This window comes from Streptomyces gilvus (assembly GCF_022513565.1).
In the GTDB taxonomy this organism is placed as follows: Bacteria; Actinomycetota; Actinomycetes; order Streptomycetales; family Streptomycetaceae; genus Streptomyces; species Streptomyces gilvus.
This window is the reverse complement of record NZ_JAKWBE010000034.1, coordinates 1-14,651: the sequence shown is the minus strand read 5'-3', so window position 1 is coordinate 14,651 and position 14,651 is coordinate 1. Positions and strand designations below refer to the sequence as shown.

General features: G+C 66.7%; 20 protein-coding genes and 1 pseudogene. 9 read left to right on the top strand and 12 right to left on the bottom strand.

The window, feature by feature from the left end:
* Positions 1-132: 132 nt before the first annotated feature.
* From MKW14_RS34890 to MKW14_RS34855, 8 genes are all read right to left on the bottom strand, one after another.
* On the bottom strand, positions 133-384 hold the full coding sequence (locus MKW14_RS34890) for a SpdD protein (RefSeq protein WP_240869943.1): 252 nt from the start codon (positions 382-384) through the stop codon (positions 133-135).
* Between the two features lie 25 nt (positions 385-409).
* The gene (locus tag MKW14_RS34885; protein WP_240869941.1) at positions 410-604 is read right to left on the bottom strand and encodes a hypothetical protein; all 195 of its coding nucleotides are present in this window, start codon (positions 602-604) and stop codon (positions 410-412) included.
* A gap of 17 nt (positions 605-621) precedes the next feature.
* Positions 622-813: a mobile element transfer protein gene (locus tag MKW14_RS34880; RefSeq protein WP_240869939.1), complete on the bottom strand. Its 192-nt coding sequence runs from the start codon at positions 811-813 to the stop codon at positions 622-624.
* A gap of 1 nt (position 814) precedes the next feature.
* Entirely contained in the window at positions 815-1,000 is a 186-nt protein-coding gene (locus MKW14_RS34875) for a hypothetical protein (RefSeq protein WP_240869937.1), read from the bottom strand.
* A 12-nt stretch (positions 1,001-1,012) separates the two neighbouring features.
* On the bottom strand, positions 1,013-1,651 hold the full coding sequence (locus tag MKW14_RS34870; protein ID WP_240869935.1) for a DUF2637 domain-containing protein: 639 nt from the start codon (positions 1,649-1,651) through the stop codon (positions 1,013-1,015).
* A gap of 84 nt (positions 1,652-1,735) precedes the next feature.
* Positions 1,736-3,112: an FtsK/SpoIIIE domain-containing protein gene (locus MKW14_RS34865; RefSeq protein ID WP_240869933.1), complete on the bottom strand. Its 1,377-nt coding sequence runs from the start codon at positions 3,110-3,112 to the stop codon at positions 1,736-1,738.
* Positions 3,112-3,471: an SCO3933 family regulatory protein gene (locus MKW14_RS34860; protein ID WP_240869931.1), complete on the bottom strand. Its 360-nt coding sequence runs from the start codon at positions 3,469-3,471 to the stop codon at positions 3,112-3,114. Before MKW14_RS34860 ends, MKW14_RS34865 begins: the two co-directional genes overlap by 1 nt.
* A 167-nt stretch (positions 3,472-3,638) precedes the next feature.
* A complete protein-coding gene (locus MKW14_RS34855) occupies positions 3,639-4,430 on the bottom strand; it encodes a GntR family transcriptional regulator (protein WP_115907211.1) in 792 nt (263 codons plus the stop codon).
* Between the two features lie 109 nt (positions 4,431-4,539).
* On the opposite strand from MKW14_RS34855, the gene MKW14_RS34850 reads away from it, so the two are divergent.
* The 5 genes from MKW14_RS34850 (at position 4,540) to MKW14_RS34830 (ending at position 7,676) form a co-directional block, all read left to right on the top strand.
* Complete coding sequence (locus tag MKW14_RS34850) at positions 4,540-4,947, top strand: NUDIX hydrolase (protein WP_240870022.1); 408 nt, start codon at positions 4,540-4,542, stop codon at positions 4,945-4,947.
* A gap of 46 nt (positions 4,948-4,993) precedes the next feature.
* A complete protein-coding gene (locus tag MKW14_RS34845) occupies positions 4,994-5,422 on the top strand; it encodes an ATP-binding protein (protein WP_240869929.1) in 429 nt (142 codons plus the stop codon).
* A complete protein-coding gene (locus MKW14_RS34840) occupies positions 5,416-5,769 on the top strand; it encodes a hypothetical protein (RefSeq protein ID WP_240869926.1) in 354 nt (117 codons plus the stop codon). Before MKW14_RS34845 ends, MKW14_RS34840 begins: the two co-directional genes overlap by 7 nt.
* Positions 5,766-6,143 (top strand): hypothetical protein, encoded by a 378-nt coding sequence (locus MKW14_RS34835; RefSeq protein WP_240869923.1) that lies wholly within the window; start codon positions 5,766-5,768, stop codon positions 6,141-6,143. Before MKW14_RS34840 ends, MKW14_RS34835 begins: the two co-directional genes overlap by 4 nt.
* A gap of 396 nt (positions 6,144-6,539) precedes the next feature.
* Positions 6,540-7,676: a TIR domain-containing protein gene (locus MKW14_RS34830; protein WP_240869921.1), complete on the top strand. Its 1,137-nt coding sequence runs from the start codon at positions 6,540-6,542 to the stop codon at positions 7,674-7,676.
* A gap of 191 nt (positions 7,677-7,867) precedes the next feature.
* On the opposite strand, the gene MKW14_RS34825 is transcribed toward MKW14_RS34830, so the two are convergent.
* On the bottom strand, positions 7,868-8,503 hold the full coding sequence (locus MKW14_RS34825) for a hypothetical protein (protein ID WP_240869919.1): 636 nt from the start codon (positions 8,501-8,503) through the stop codon (positions 7,868-7,870).
* Between the two features lie 724 nt (positions 8,504-9,227).
* Positions 9,228-9,646 (bottom strand): annotated as a pseudogene (locus MKW14_RS34820) (tyrosine-type recombinase/integrase); the annotation flags it as partial.
* A gap of 524 nt (positions 9,647-10,170) precedes the next feature.
* Here MKW14_RS34820 and MKW14_RS34815 point away from each other — a divergent pair.
* From MKW14_RS34815 to MKW14_RS34800, 4 genes are all read left to right on the top strand, one after another.
* Positions 10,171-10,713, top strand: coding sequence for a hypothetical protein (locus tag MKW14_RS34815; protein ID WP_240869917.1), 543 nt, complete (start codon positions 10,171-10,173; stop codon positions 10,711-10,713).
* Positions 10,670-11,104 (top strand): type II toxin-antitoxin system death-on-curing family toxin, encoded by a 435-nt coding sequence (locus MKW14_RS34810; RefSeq protein ID WP_240869916.1) that lies wholly within the window; start codon positions 10,670-10,672, stop codon positions 11,102-11,104. Before MKW14_RS34815 ends, MKW14_RS34810 begins: the two co-directional genes overlap by 44 nt.
* 188 nt (positions 11,105-11,292) lie before the next feature.
* Positions 11,293-12,714, top strand: coding sequence for an ATP-binding protein (locus MKW14_RS34805; protein WP_240869908.1), 1,422 nt, complete (start codon positions 11,293-11,295; stop codon positions 12,712-12,714).
* 390 nt (positions 12,715-13,104) lie between these two features.
* Positions 13,105-13,587: a plastocyanin/azurin family copper-binding protein gene (locus MKW14_RS34800; RefSeq protein ID WP_240869906.1), complete on the top strand. Its 483-nt coding sequence runs from the start codon at positions 13,105-13,107 to the stop codon at positions 13,585-13,587.
* 25 nt (positions 13,588-13,612) lie between these two features.
* Here the strand turns inward: MKW14_RS34800 and MKW14_RS34795 are convergent, their stop codons facing one another.
* Complete coding sequence (locus MKW14_RS34795) at positions 13,613-14,392, bottom strand: Fpg/Nei family DNA glycosylase (RefSeq protein WP_240869904.1); 780 nt, start codon at positions 14,390-14,392, stop codon at positions 13,613-13,615.
* Between the two features lie 126 nt (positions 14,393-14,518).
* On the bottom strand, positions 14,519-14,650 hold the full coding sequence (locus MKW14_RS34790; protein ID WP_308314668.1) for a Beta-galactosidase C-terminal domain: 132 nt from the start codon (positions 14,648-14,650) through the stop codon (positions 14,519-14,521).
* Position 14,651 lies beyond the last annotated feature (1 nt).

Sequence of the window (14,651 nt, the reverse complement as noted above, 5' to 3'; positions counted from 1 at the left end):
GGAGTGGGGCCGGAGTGGTGCGGGTGAAGATGGCGTTCTCCTTCTGGCTGGCTCGGTCGGGAGGAACAGGCCCCGGGGCGGCGTAATGCTTGGTCGTGTGCCGCCGCCCCGGTGGCCCGAAGGGGCGTGCGATCAGCGCCGGTTGTGGTCGCGGAGCATGGAGCGCAGGACGACCGCCGCGACGGCTACCGAGATGGCCGTGACGGCGACGGCGGCCAGGAGCGCGGTGAGGACGACTCCGCCGACGAGCACGACCGCGACCGTGTTCTTGTCGATCGAGACCGACGGCAGGGAGCGCCGTACAGGCGCCGGGTCGGTCGTGGCCGGGGCGTGGATGTGCGCGGGCGGCGGGGTGGGGTTGTCGGGGTACTTGGGCAGGAACACGAGGAACCCTTTCTTATCTACTCGTCTAGTCATGTGAGCCGTTTATGACGTCCACGCCGGAACGGGTGCCGGACTCGATGGCGGGGGCCATGAAGGTGTGGGAGAGCCAGAAGCCGAAGAGGGCGATCAGGACGACGACCCAGGTGCGGACGCCGAGGAACTTGACCGCTCCCCAGGCGAAGAAGCCGAGGACGAAGACGAGCGGGAGGCTGACGGTCACGGCAGAGAGGTCCCCTTTCAGCGGGCGGGGCAGCGGTGGGTGCGGGCGGCGAGTTCGGCGGCGGCGCGGCTGTCGTAGTCGGCGGAGAAGCCGCAGCGTGGGGCGGTGCAGGCGGCGGTGTGTTTCTCGCGGCCCCGGTCGTCGTAGGCGGTGGCGACCTGGACGGGGCCGATGCGGGTGACGTTGCGGAAGCGGCGGTTGGCGGGCATGTCAGTCCTCCTGTCGCAGGCTGGAGCCGGGGAATTCGTTCAAGATCCGGGCAGCTTCGGCGGGGTTTGAGGTGCGGTCGGCGGCCTCTTCGGCCAGGAGCCGGGCCAGTGTCGGGTGTCCGGTGGCGGCCATCTGGCGGGCCGCTTCGAGGTAGTCGGCGACGGTGTTGAAGCAGAAGAGCGGCATGGTTCCTCTTGTTCAGGTGAGTTGTGCGGCGATGGCTTCGGCCATGGGGGCCGGGATGCCGAGGCGGGCGCGGAGGGTCGGGGTGTCGATCGGGGTGCCGGTGCGGGTGTGGTGTTCGGCGGCGACCTTGCGGGCGTGTTCGACCAGGGCGGCCGGGACCGGTATGACTGGACGCTCGGGTGCCTCGATGGCGGGGTGGGCAGGTGGTTCGGGGGCGGGCTCTGGTGCGGGCTCCTGGTCCCCGATCACCTCGACGTCGTGCTCGGTGGCGTTGTCCGGTTCCGTTGTTGGGGTGGAGTGGGCGAGGAGGGTGCCGCCGAGGAAGGCGACGGCTGGCCAGCCCGCGACGAGGATGCGCAGCCAGGCCGGCACCTGGTGGATGTCGAGCAGTCCGGCGGTGGCGACGTTGGCGCCGAGGGATGCGGTCAGGGCGATGACGAACCAGCACCAGGAGGACGCTTTGGCGCCCCCGGAGCGCAGTCGGCGCCACGCGGCGACGAGCAGCAGGTCAACGCTGATCGGGTAGGCCCACGCTTTCCAGCCGTCCTGTCCGGCCACCGCAGCGATGTCGTGCAGGTGGGCGAAGGACAGCGCGGCGGCGATGAGGGCCTGGACGAGTACCGCGTCGACACGGGCCAGCAGGGCGCGCATGACGCGCCTCCTTCCGGTTTCAGGCATGGCAGGGGTAGGGACGTGGCGTGAGGCGGTCACGCCGACCGGGGCTTGTGCGGAAGGTCAGTCGGTCACCGGGCGCGGCTTGACGACCGGGGCCGGGACCTCGACCGGCCGGACAGGCACGGCGGGGCGGAAGGGCTGGAGCGCGGGCAGGTCGGGGACCAGGTGCGCGGACTCGCGGCAGATCTCGGCGGCGTCGCTGAGGGAGAGGTACGACGTGCGGATGCGGGACCAGCCGCCGGAGGTGTCACCGGCCACAGCGAGGCCGGGCTGTTCGGGGGCGATGGCGCAGGCGGCCATGACTGCTTCCGGGGCGATGTCGCCGAGTGCCATCTTGGCGGAGGCTTCGTCGTTGACGCGGTGGCACACGCGCCCGGTCAGCTGGGCGCGAAGCATGGTGGCGCCCTTGCCGAGTTCGGCGCCGAAGCGCTGCCCGCACACCTCCAGGTAGATGCCGGCGGCGCGGCCGAGCTGGGCGAGGCGGATGAGCTGGGTGACCATCTCATCCCGCCGTTCCTCGTCCTTCTTGGTGGCGGTGAGGAAGAGTTCGGCGACCTCGTCGACGAACAGCACGATCGGCGTCGGGCGTTGGTGCTCGGGCAGGCCCCAGATGTCGGAGGTGATCTCCTCGTCGGGGGTGTCCGGGGCGATGCCCTGCCGGGCCTTGATCAGGTCGTAGCGGTCCTCCATTTCCTTGACGAGCACGGGCAGCAGCTCGGCCGCCTGCTCGGGGTCGGTGGCGAGTGCGGAGAGCCGGGCTGCGAACGGCGCGAGCTCCACGCCCCGCTTGCAGTCGATGCCGACCAGGGCGACCTGCTGCGGGGCCAGGCCGGTGATGAGGTGGCGCAGGTACATGGACTTGCCGGACAGTGTTGCGCCGAGGGTGAGTTGGTGCGGGATGGTGCGGTAGTCGCGCACGAAGGGCATGGCGTCCTCGCGTAGCGCGACTGGGATGGACAGGTAGCCGCCGCCGACCTTGCGCGGCATCCGTACCCGCCGCAGGACGTCGAAGCCGACGAGCCGCAGTTCGACCACGCCGGGCTTGATGGTGGTGACGTACACGGCGTGAACGCCCCAGGCGTGCCGCAGCCGTTCGGCGGAGGCGGCGACGTCGGCGGGTTCCTGCCCCGGGGCGAGCCGCAGCCGGATCCGAAGCCCGGTGGAGGTGGGCCGGATCAGGCCCCGGCGCGGCGGCACGGGCCGCACCTCACGGTTCGTGGTGGCCTTGACCGCCAGGACCCGCAGCCGGGACGGTGCGACGGTGAGCCCGCACGCGTCCATGACGGAGCCGTAGGAGCCGAGGAGTCTGGCGGTGGATATGGGCAGGCCGACGGTGGACCAGTACAGGCCCGGGTGCCTGGCCCGGGTGTAGGCGGCCCCGCCGCCGAGCGCGGCGAGGGGACCACCCACCTCCAGGAGTGTCGTCAGGTCGGTCATCAGGCGGCGGCCTCCGTGCCGGTCGCCGGGAAGGCGGCCGGGGTGACGGCGGCGGCGCGGAAGGCGATGCCGTGCCGCTTCTGCCCGTTGAACACGGACTCCCACGGCCGGGCGACCAGCCCCGGGAGCGCGACCGGAGCACCCAGCGCCAGCCCCTCGGAGACACCGCTCTCCGGAACGGTGACCTTGATCAGTGACGATTCGCCGTCCTCGATGTGGACGACGCCGATCGTCATCAGCGCTTCACCGCTGACGGCGTCCTTGGCGATCTCGCCGGTCTGCCGGTCGCGGACCTTGGGCTCGGGGGCCTCGGTCAGCAGGATCGTCGCGGCCGAGGTCTCAACGCGGATGGTACGCAAGGGACTTCCCCTATCTACTCGTCTATACATGTAGCGTCCTGCGAACCCGATATCGGGATCGCGTGGACCACTATGCATCACAACTTGCCCACTCGTCTATACGAGTAAGCGTGTTGGGGTGTACGAGTCCGGGAATCGCTCCCGCGCACCACCGCAAACCATGACGATCAGGTCGCAGGAAGCTGATACGACAGCACATATGCGTCAGCCGCCATGACCGTGTCGCAGACCTCGACGGCCCGCCCCTCGGTGTCGAAGGCGGTCCGGATGAGGTGGATGACCGGCACGCCGGAGGCCAGCCGGAGCGTCTTGACCTCGGCCGGCGAGGGCATCCGGGCCCGGATCTCCTCCTCGAAGTGGTCGAGGCGGTGGCCTAGTTCTTCGAGGCGGGCGTAGATGCCGCCGGGCCCGGGGTTGGGTTCGGCGATCTGCGTGCCGCGAGCGATGTCGAGGGGCAGGAAGGAGGTGGCGAACTCGACCGGCCGTCCGTCCAGCAGATACCGCCGCCGACGGGCCAGCACCCGCCGCACGGAGCCGAGCCGTGCGGAGACGTCTGGACTGGCCTTCTCCTCCTTGACCTCCAGCGAGTCGACCTGGGGGTGACTGCCGGCGGCGTCGGCCTCGACGATGAAGGCGGACTTGCCCTGCTCCCGATGCCGCCGCGCGAACCGGTCCGAGGCGAGGCGCCGCACGGGTGGCCGTGGCCGGACGAAGACGCCCTTGCCGTGTTCGGCGTGCACGAGCCCTTCCCCCTGGAGGATGGAGAAGGAGTTTCGGACCGTCATGCGGGATACCCCGTAGTGCTCGACAAGGTCGGCTTCCGAGGGCAGCTTGTCGCCCTCGTGGAATCGCCCGCGGTCGATGGCCTCGCGCAGCTGGTCGGCGATCTGCCGGAAGACCGCACGATCACTCGTGGGGTCCAGGTCGCCGAGGAGACCGGAGGGAAGAGAAGGACTCACGCGCATACTCCTTTAGGTATCTAGACGTGTGGGCGAGTGTTGTTGCTACGGTGGAGAGCCTAGCCAGCCGAGAGGGCCGAGGAACGTGAGCATGGACCGTCCGCACTCCGTGAGCGTCGCCGGAGTGATCGTCGATGCCCTGGGCCGCGCCCTCTTGATCCAGCGCCGCGACAACGGCAAGTGGGAACCCCCGGGCGGCGTCCTCGAACGCGAGGAAACCATCCCCGAGGCCCTGCAACGCGAAGTCCTCGAAGAAACCGGCATCAAGATCGCGCTTCCCGCGACCCTGACCGGGGTCTACAAGAACATGACGGGTCTGATCGTCTCGCTGGTCTTCCGCTGCCAGGCCGCCGACGGCGCACCGACCACCGGCGACGAGACCCGCGCCCTGCGCTGGGCCACCCGTGAAGAAGTCTCCGACCTTGCCGACGAGGCGTACGCGATCCGCGTCCTGGACGCACTCGACGCGGCGTCCCCGCCGGCCATCCGCGCCCACGACGGCGTGAAACTCGTCTAGCCCGAACCCGCTGCACATGGCGGCCTACCAGCACGAAGGAACTTGTATGCACGAGTATACGAGTACAGCCCGGGTCTGGGGCCTGTCTTGCCCAGGATTTCCCGAAGAGGTCAGCAGAGCCCGCCGCTGGACCCGCGACATCCTGCGCGGCTCACCCCTGGCCGAGGACGCCGAACTGATCGTCAGCGAACTGAGCGCGAACGCGATCCTCCACACCGCCAGCGGGCACCAGCGCGGCAGCTTCCACCTGGCCCTCGCGGTATCGGCACAGGTGGTCGCCCTGTCAGTGACGGACGAAGGAGGCACGGGCAGCGCCCCGAAGGTTGAGCACCAGGACCAGGAGGCCGAGCACGGCCGCGGCCTGGGCATGGTCAACGCCCTCGCACACCGCGTCATCGTCCACGACAGCCAGGGCCGCCACACCATCACCGCGGAACTCTTCACCGACGGCCACCCGGGAGGCTCCCTGTGGTGACACCGACCTCGACCGAAGCCTTACCCGGCCCGGTCGGCACACGCCGCGCCACATTCCAGTGCCTCGCCGCCGCCTACCCGTTTCACCAGCCCCGCTCCATCACCCTGAGCGCCCACGACGCCAGCAGCGCCCGCCTGGCATTGCGCTGGCTCAAAGAACGTACGAGCCACATCACCGACCAACTCGACGCCCCACACGCCCAACCGGGCCGCCACTGGCTCACCGACGAGACCGAACACGAACGAGCCCTCACCTACCTGACCACCGGCACGGCCTACCAACTCACCCTCTCCGACGAGCACACCCGCTACGTCCTCGTCACCTACCCACCAGGACCGGCCACATGAAGACACCCACACCCGGCTACTGGTGCGAATGCTGGACTCAAGACCTCACCACCGGACAGCCACCGACGCTGCGGGCATCTCTCGACGCCTACACGGCGCCCCAGGCCGACAGATGGGTTGCGGTCACCCTGCGCACCATCTCACCGGCCCTCGACGCCGACGCATCCGAAGAGGCATGGGACTGGCTCTACAACGGCCGCATCGACACCAGGCGAGCCCTCCTACGTGCCGAGCCCTGCACGGTGTCAGTCACCCAGGCCAACACCCGCATCACCTGGACGATCCGCCCAGTCCTCTTCATCCCGCTCGCTGACCGCCAGGGCGCCCAACTCCCAGCCTGCGCATACGCCTTCACGCCCCAGCCGACCGACTGAGTTACAACTTTCTCTACTGGTTCAAGGCGGCTCGCTCCGCTCCCCGCGCGCGGCCCGGCCCCCGGCCGGGCCTGCGCTCCTGTCTCCGCCCCGCTCCAGCCCGGCCGGCGCCCGTGCCGCGCGCACAGCAATCAGCCGCTTGCCGTGAGAGAAGGAGTGGCATCGTGGCTGGGGCGGTCGGCTCCACGACTTTAGCCAGCCACTTTGGCGCGAGCCTCGAAGATCATGGCCCCAACGTCGTGCTTAACGGGCAGGTCAACAGACTGCCCGACGCGCCGGAAGCTTACGGGGCCATGATCACTCGCGCCAAAGCAGCTCCCGGCCAAAGTCGCTGCGCCGACCTCGGTTTGCAGAACTCGACGTGCGTCGCACCTCAACTGACTACCCTCCCAAACTATGACCAATGAGCAGCCAGCGGGGTTCTGGAGCTACACACATCGCGATGATGAACTGGATGGCGGACGGATCGTACGCTTGTCCGAGCGCATCGCGAGCGCGTTCGAAATGATTACTGGTGAACCACTAGAAATCTTCCTCGATAAAAGATCCATCGAATGGGGAGATGCATGGCGCGCGCGGCTAGACTCCGCCCTCACTGGAACCACATTTCTAATTCCAGTCGTCACGCCTAAATTCCTCAAGAGCCAGGAATGCCGGCGGGAAGTAATCAAGTTCGCCGGGCATGCAGCAAGCCTAGGACTGGATGAACTGCTGCTTCCCATTCATTACGTAAACGTCCCGCAACTCACCCAAGGGTCCGACGGTCAACCGATCGATGAAGTTGTCGAGCTAATCTCAAGGCGACAGTGGGAGGACTGGCGCGATTTGCGCCTCGAAGATGAAGACTCGCCCGTATATCGGCAAGCAGTTCACAAGCTGGCACTGAAGATCGCTAACGTATTGGAGACTGCACCTCCGGTTAGACCTGTGGAACTGCCACAGCAGGAAGCTACCGCCGAAGAGCCACCTGGCTTCATCGAGGTCATGGCAGAGGCAGAGACAGCTCTACCTGCCTGGCTGGAGATCGTCGAGAAATTCGCGGCAGTAATTCAAGTTATCGGCGCGGAGTCTTCTTGGGCAACCGAAGAAATAGCTAATTCAGATGCCCGAGGAGGGGGATTTGCTGGTCGAATGCGCGTAGCAGAACAGCTTTCGACCCGACTAACTGAGCCCGTGAAACAGGTGGACACGTTGGGATCTGAGTACTGGTCCACGTTGTCGTCAATTGACCCGGGCATCATCGGGTTTATCAGGCATGCGGGAGAGAGCGACCTAAGCACAGAAGACCGAGAAGCGGCTCGCGATTTCTTCAAGGAAGTCAAGCAGCTGGCCGCTGTGACTAAAGAAACTACCGCACAGCTTCAGGACTTCTCTAACAACATCGGAGAAACCGCCCGCAGCAGCAGCCGCTTGAGGCCGCAGTTCAGGACTATTCAAGCAGCAGTGCAAAAGGTTATCGATAGTCAGACGGTCCTGGATGAGTGGACCCGAATGATCGATGAAACAGACCTGGGAGAAGACGACCAGCCCTAACCGCCTGGCAGTCTGCCGTGGACTACCGAGGTACAACAACCAGGCCGATCCACACCAGTAATGGTTGATCCTCGCAGCGATCGCCGTCGGCCCAGCAGGGGCCGACAGCCATCTCGCATGCATTTTGTAGCCACCGCGAAAACGACCATGTTCCCGAAGCGGACCTAACTGTGCATGACTGGCTAGAATCCCTAATCTGTCTCTCTCCGATAGCAGGCTGGAGATTTGCTAGACGAGTGGAACTTGGGCAAGTCATCACGATAAAAGAAGATCTGCCGTTCATCTGCGCCACGGATTTCATTCGCGGCTTTCTTTGAGACAATCAAACAGAATCTCTTGGTCAAAGGATTGTGATTCTCCGATCTGCTCAACTGAAGCGAACCTTCGTACTGGCCGGGTTGGAAGGTCCAGTTGTCCGACCAAAAATCTAGTGTGGGCTGCTGAGGTTTGTCCTGACTGACGATGAATGGGGCGGGATCGCTAGTCCAGTGATAGTTAACCTGATCCGAAGCGAAGTCGTATACGTATGTTCCAGTTTCATGCCAGTAGAAAATTGGCTTCTTTGATGACGAAATTGAACCGACGGGGGTCAATTGTAGACGCGCATCGCGAATCACCTCGACATCCTGGGTTTTGAATCTGGTGGACACTGTCGGCTGAATCTGGAAAGTGGTTCCGTTGCCTACTGGTCCAGCGCGCAGCAGGTGAGGAAGCGCCATATCGATTCTGGGCTTCTTTTGGAGTTCAGCGAAGTTGTAAGTCGAGAAAGCAAGCGCAACGACAGCGGCTAGTGTCGCAGCCCACTTGTGCAAACTATCGAATCGCATTCTTCGAGGCTCCGTCGTGCTCTCATCTCTATCGTTCACCCTCCTAATATCGCCTTAGATCAGAGTCATCGGTCTGCTGGGTTGCTCCAAATGGCAGCACCATCAACACCAGCGAACCAGTCCGAAGCCTGTGCGCCGCAAGCACCAGGCAGTCTGGCAAGCCCTCGATCCAAGCCCGTCAATACAGCCCAGGAGGCCCCCTCCTTTGGAGGAGGGGGGCGGACAGTGGACGTAGACGCCTGGGACGAGGCAGCAGGCACGGCACTTGTGGTCGATCCCAAACGCGGAACCCACCGCCCGGTGACGGACTACCCGGACTTCTCCCACCTTGAGCAGGCAGGCCAAGTGGTGGCAGCCATCGCCGGAGGCGGATGGCGCGCGTATTGAAAGGACGAGGGACCGGAGAACAGCCCGTTGACCGAGCAAGTGCTCGCATGGCTGGCTACATCCAAGGGACGAGCAACACCGATCACCGTCGACGCACACGGACATCTGGACGACGCCGAGAGCGCTGATCGCCTCATCCCACCTGGGGAGGAGTGAGACAGCCTCCCCTCACCGCCGTCTCAGTTTCCGTCTCATTCAGCACCGTTCGCGGCCGTTCATGTGAGACCCGAGGCTCGACGCGACCCGGCATAGAGTCATCGATGAACCCAGGTGAACGGCCCTGTACGCAGCCGCGAGAGGCACCAACACAGTTGGAAAGCGTGTTGGGGGCAACCCCTCACGAGTTCGAATCTCGTATCCTCCGCCAGCTCAGAGGGCCGGACCACGAATGTGGTCCGGCCCTCTGGCGTTCGTCCGTCTCAGTCGGCTTTTCTTCCGTCGTCACCGCCGTCTCCGGGCGGCTCCCGGAGGGCGTCTCCAACCTGTGCGCGACCTTGCGGAGCAGCGTCCCGGTGACGGGCATGTACCGGGCGCGCATCCGTGCCGCTCCCCCGGGCTCCCACCCCGTGATCGCGTCGACCACGACGTCCGGGACGCCGAGATCAGGAGGACGGTCGCGGCGGTGTGGCGAGCGTCATGAAGTCGGCCGTCCCGCACTCCCGCGTCCCGAAGGAGCCGCTTCCAGACGTGGAAGTCAGTGTTCGGGCTGAGCGGCCCGCCGGTCGGCGAGGCGAAGACGTACCCCTTGTCCTCCCACTCGGCACCGGCCGCGATCCATCCTGGACGATCCGCCCAGTCCTCTTCATCCCCGCTCGCTCACCGCCAGGGCAGCCAACTCCCAGCCTGTACATACGCCTTCACGCCCCAGCAGACCGACTGAGTTGCAACTTTCTCTACTGGTTCAAGCCCCGGCTCCGCTGCTGGCGCCGCTCCTGCCTCCGGCAGGGGATCGGCCGGCACCGGGATGGAGGGGCAGAGCCGAGCAGACGCGGCCCATGGCGTCCAGGTCGTTCGTACAGTGGCGCGCTCCACCTGGACGCATGAACCACGCCCGCTCCACGGTGTGTGGGTCGACGGCGGACGGGATGGGAGCTGGAGAGAGCGGGGGTGAAGGACGTGATCGCACCTCCAACAGAGACCGGACTGACGAACGCCGGACACCTTGCCCCCGAGAGATACAGAAGTCACAAAGGGTAATGGCTCCTAGCGTTGGGTGCCGGGACATTTTTGTGGTCGAAAAATCGCTGAGCCAGTTAGCGTGAGAGGAGGAGAGGAGTCTGATGGACACGATCGAGTACAAGGACGAGGGTGACGCCCTCGTGGTCGAGACGCGTGTGCCCAAGACCGAGGTGGCTACCCCACGCCAGGACCCAGACGCGCACCAGGCGTACGAGACGGCTCTCCAAGGCGCTGCCTTCACGCACATGGCCGAGCGTCTGACGCACCGCGGAGACGTCTCGGCAGACGAAGCCACTGCCGCTCTTGCCGTGCTCATGAAGTGGCTCGACTCTTTGCAGGGTGACCATGGGGTCGACCTGGCAGGAGTCGACCACGAGGGACGCCATGTCGTAGCCCAGATGAAGCTCACTCTTCAGCCCGGTTCTGGCAAGACCGCGACCATCCTTCGCCTTCTGTCCTCGCTGCCGCAGGACCGGCGGCTGGTTCTGGCCTTCGCAGAAGGTGGCCTGACCGTCGCCGACGTGAAGAAGACCCAGGAGGCCGCTCCGGCGCAAAAGCGGAGCAAGACAGAGCGCCGGGAGCAGCTAGTCAGTCGCATCCGTGAGGCCAACTCGGAAACACTGGAGAGGCTGGCCGATCTGTGACCGATCCGGGGGGAGAGGTCGAGTACATCGATCTGGACGACATCGCCTACTTGCTTGGCGGGGATCTATCCACGGTCCGGGACCGGGGCTTTTGCTCTCGGCCCTCGGGCGCCCGCAATACACGACGTTCGGCGTGGACGCCTATCCCGACCTGTGGGCGAAGGCTGCGGCCCTTGGCGAGTCGATCGCAAGAAACCATCCGCTGATCGACCGGAACAAGCGCACAGCCTTTGAGGCCATGCTCCTGTTCCTCGACTACAACGACGAGCCGTACACCGACCCAGACCCTGACGACGCCGTGGCGTACATGCTGCGCCTGGCTCAGGGCGGCTACGGAGAGGACATCACGGAAGCCGCGAAGGATCTCCGCGACATGCTCGGCGCTGGATAGTCAGCGGTCACCTGCACCGCGAACAAGTGCGGTGGCGGCCTCAACGCGCTGGCAGACCGGCTACTCAAGGCCACGCCGACCGCGCCGGAGTCCACCCCCATTCGGCAGCGGATGCCTTCCGGGACGAAGAAGATGGTCTCGCTAGGGATAGTATCTCTGACGATACTATCCCTAGCGGGAGGCTTGCCTTGCGTCGCTTCATCGGGCGGGACCGCGAACTGAGCGTGCTCGGCAGCGCCTTGCAGGCAGTGCAGGACGCCGTCGGGTCGGCGAAACCGGGGCAATGCGTCCTCATGCGGGGAAGACGGCGGGTCGGCAAGTCCAGCCTCGTCGAGGAGTTCCTCCGGCGTACCGAGACGCCGTACCTCTTCTTCACCGCTGCGGGCGGCGCGGCGGAGGACGAACTGACGGAGCTGCTCGACGCCGTCGCCAGATCCAACCTGCCGGAGCGGGAACTGTTCGCCGAGGAGACCCCGGCGCAGTGGAACGCGGCGTTGCGGCTGCTCGCGGAGATCCTTCCCGACGACAGCCCGAGTGTGGTGGTCATCGACGAGGTTCCGTATCTCATGGACGGCATCGACGCCTTCGAGGGCATGCTCCAGCGAGCATGGGACCGGCTGCTCAGCCGAAAGCCGGTACTTCTCCTCCTGGTCGGGTCCGATCTGTCGATGATGGAGGCGCTGAACAGCTACGACCGTCCCTTTCACCAGCGGGGGCGGGAAATGATCGTCGGGCCCCTGAACCCGGCCGACATCGGCGAGATGCTCGGCCTGTCTCCGGCGGCCGCGTTCGACGCCGCGCTGATCACCGGGGGTCTCCCCCTGATCTGCGCGGAGTGGAGGGTCGGGGCCGACGTCTGGGAGTTCCTCCGCGATTCGCTGGAGAACCCCATCTCAGCCCTGCTGGTCTCCGCCGAACGCTCACTGGCCGCAGAGTTTCCACCGCAGGCGATGAGCAGGGAGGTACTGCGGGCCATCGGATCCGGAGAGCGGACCTTCACCAACATCGCGCGCGCGGCCGGCGGCATCGCCCACACCACGCTCACCCGAGCCACAGACGTGCTGACCGAGAAACGGGTCGTGACCGCCGAACTTCCCATTTCCCTGGGGCCGTCGAAGGAACGCCGCTACCGGGTGGCCGACCCCTACCTGCGGTTCTGGCTCGCGTTTGTGGACCCGCACATGGCGGAGATCGAACGGATGCGGGGCGATCTCACGCTGAGCCGCATCCAGGAGCAGTGGACGAGTTGGCGGGGCCGCGCCATCGAGCCCCTGGTGCGGGAATCCCTCGCTCGTCTCCTGCCGGACGAGATCCTGCCTGCCGCCCCGGCGATCGGTGGCTACTGGACCCGCAGCAACGACGTCGAGATCGACCTGGTGGGCGCCGACCGGCAACCGGTGGCCAAGCGGTTGCTCTTCCTCGGCTCGGTCAAGTGGCTGGAGAACTCCGCGTTCGACAGCCACGACCTGGCCGCCCTGCAGAAGCACCGGGCGGCGATCACCGACGAGCCGGTACCGCTCGTGGCGGTCTCCCGCAGCGGGGTCGGTTGTTCCGGCCTTCAGGCGGTGTACGGCCCCGAGGAACTGCTCAGCGCTTGGCGCCCGGCATGAGCACCCCCTCGCCGCAGTCGGCACGCTCCTGATCACCAGAATCTCCGCACCAGCCTCGGTCGCGCGTCGGGAGGGAGGCCGGCGCGAGATGGGCGCGCGGGGAGACTGGGAGGGCGTGTGATTCGGCACAGTCGTGAACTTCCGTCGTCGAATGCGTCTGGGACTGGGACTGGGACTGGTTCGCAGCGGGCGCAGGACAAAGGGCCCTGACCGCCCTGTGGGCGTACCGCCCTATGGGCGTTGGGGCCGGGGGATCACACCGCCGTCAGTGTCCGCGCCCGGTCAGGCGCAGAGGGGCGGCAGAACGACGTGCCAGTAGGAGGTCACGGCTCGATCGTGGCCACCGGGGCGGCGCCCTCAGGAGTGCCAGGGATCGCAAACCGTCGGATCATGAGCAAAGCGGCCTTCTTCCTCGTATCCCCCATAAAGCACCCGAAGGGGATGATCTACGTGATGATCTCAACCGGAGTCGCACTCCGTACGACGGCGCTGGCGTTCTCCGCCGCGCTCTTCCTGGCCGCCTGTTCCAGTGGAAGCGGAAGCAGTGGCAGCGGTACCTCCAGCAGCACGGCGGGCGCGGCCAAGGCCGGGTCCGGGACGCAGGTGACGGTCACCGAGACCGAGTACTCGCTGAAGCTGTCCCGGAACTCCTTCACGCCCGGCACCTACACGTTCACCGCCGACAACGCCGGCAAGGTCACCCACGCCCTGGAGATCGACGGCCCCGGGGTGTCGGACGTGAAGACCAAGAACCTCCAGGGTGGTGGCATGGCGGCGCTCACGGTCACCCTCAAGAAGGGCACCTATGAGCTGTACTGCCCCGTGCCCGGCCACAAGCAGCTCGGGATGGACACCCACATCAAGGTCTCCTGAAGGGCCGGCGCGGACGCCCGGTCGGTCACGGCTGGCAGCGCGGGCACCACACCGTCCCCCGTCCCGCCGTACGGGACCGTCGTAGCGGGGTGCCGCAGCGTGGGCAGGCCGGGGTGCGGTCGTCGCGGTGGCCGGTGAGCCAGGAAGGGCGTGGGGGGACGCGGCCGGCGGTGACCGATGAGCGCAGGGTGCGGCGCATCTGCTCGTAGAGGCGGCGGCGGTCGGGCTCGGTGAGGTCGCTCGCCCGGATGCCGGGGCGCAGGCCCGCCCGCCACAGGATCTCGTCGGCGAGCAGGTTGCCGAGTCCGGCCAGGGCGGACTGGTCGATGAGGACCGTCTTCACGGCGGCCCGGCGCTGCGAGAGCACGGTCTCGAACTCCGCCCGTCCCACCTTCAGGGCGTCGGGCCCCTGGCGGGCGAGCCTCCGCTCGACCTCGTCGCCGCCCCACGCCAGCCACAGCCCCTGCAGCTTGCGCTGGTCGCGGAAGCGGAGTTGGCGCCGGGCGCCCAGGCCGAACAGGACCCGGTCGTGGGCCTCGGCCTCGTCCTCGGGGCGGGCGCACACCAGGCTTCCGGTCATCCCGAAGTGCAGCATGAGCGTGGGGCCGCCGGTGTGGGCGAGCAGCCACTTCCCGCGCCGCTCGGACGCCGTGAACCGGCGCCCCTCCAGCGCCTCGCGGAACCCGCGCACGCTCGTCCCGTGCAGTACGCCCGCGTCCCGCACGTCGATCCGGCCGATGACCCTGCCCTGCGCACAGGACACGAACACCCGCCGGAAGCCCTCGACGTCCGACAGCTCAGGCATGGCAACAGCACAGCACCGGGCCGCCCCGCCCGCCACTCAGGCCGGCGGCAGCTCCCCGTACTGCGGCCGCCGCAACACTCCCCGCTCCTCAGCCGCGCCGCGGCAGCTCCCGAAGGAACCCCCGCATCACAGCCGCTCCCGCACCACCGCCACCTCGCCCGCCGGTACGGTGACCGAACCGGTCGCGGGTTTGCCGGAGAGGAGTTCGGTGGCGTCCCCGGAGACGGGGATCTGGGCGTCGTGGTCGGTGTGGTTGATC

Excerpts from the sequence above, each read along its gene's own strand:
- MKW14_RS34880 (WP_240869939.1), bottom strand. The coding sequence starts at position 813 with ATGCCCGCCAACCGCCGCTTCCGCAACGTCACCCGCATCGGCCCCGTC.
- MKW14_RS34875 (WP_240869937.1), bottom strand. The coding sequence starts at position 1,000 with ATGCCGCTCTTCTGCTTCAACACCGTCGCCGACTACCTCGAAGCGGCC.
- MKW14_RS34870 (WP_240869935.1), bottom strand. The coding sequence starts at position 1,651 with ATGCGCGCCCTGCTGGCCCGTGTCGACGCGGTACTCGTCCAGGCCCTC.
- MKW14_RS34865 (WP_240869933.1), bottom strand. The coding sequence starts at position 3,112 with ATGACCGACCTGACGACACTCCTGGAGGTGGGTGGTCCCCTCGCCGCG.
- MKW14_RS34845 (WP_240869929.1), top strand. The coding sequence starts at position 4,994 with ATGCACGAGTATACGAGTACAGCCCGGGTCTGGGGCCTGTCTTGCCCA.
- MKW14_RS34835 (WP_240869923.1), top strand. The coding sequence starts at position 5,766 with ATGAAGACACCCACACCCGGCTACTGGTGCGAATGCTGGACTCAAGAC.
- MKW14_RS34830 (WP_240869921.1), top strand. The coding sequence starts at position 6,540 with ATGACCAATGAGCAGCCAGCGGGGTTCTGGAGCTACACACATCGCGAT.
- MKW14_RS34825 (WP_240869919.1), bottom strand. The coding sequence starts at position 8,503 with ATGCGATTCGATAGTTTGCACAAGTGGGCTGCGACACTAGCCGCTGTC.
- MKW14_RS34815 (WP_240869917.1), top strand. The coding sequence starts at position 10,171 with ATGGACACGATCGAGTACAAGGACGAGGGTGACGCCCTCGTGGTCGAG.
- MKW14_RS34800 (WP_240869906.1), top strand. The coding sequence starts at position 13,105 with ATGAGCAAAGCGGCCTTCTTCCTCGTATCCCCCATAAAGCACCCGAAG.
- MKW14_RS34795 (WP_240869904.1), bottom strand. The coding sequence starts at position 14,392 with ATGCCTGAGCTGTCGGACGTCGAGGGCTTCCGGCGGGTGTTCGTGTCC.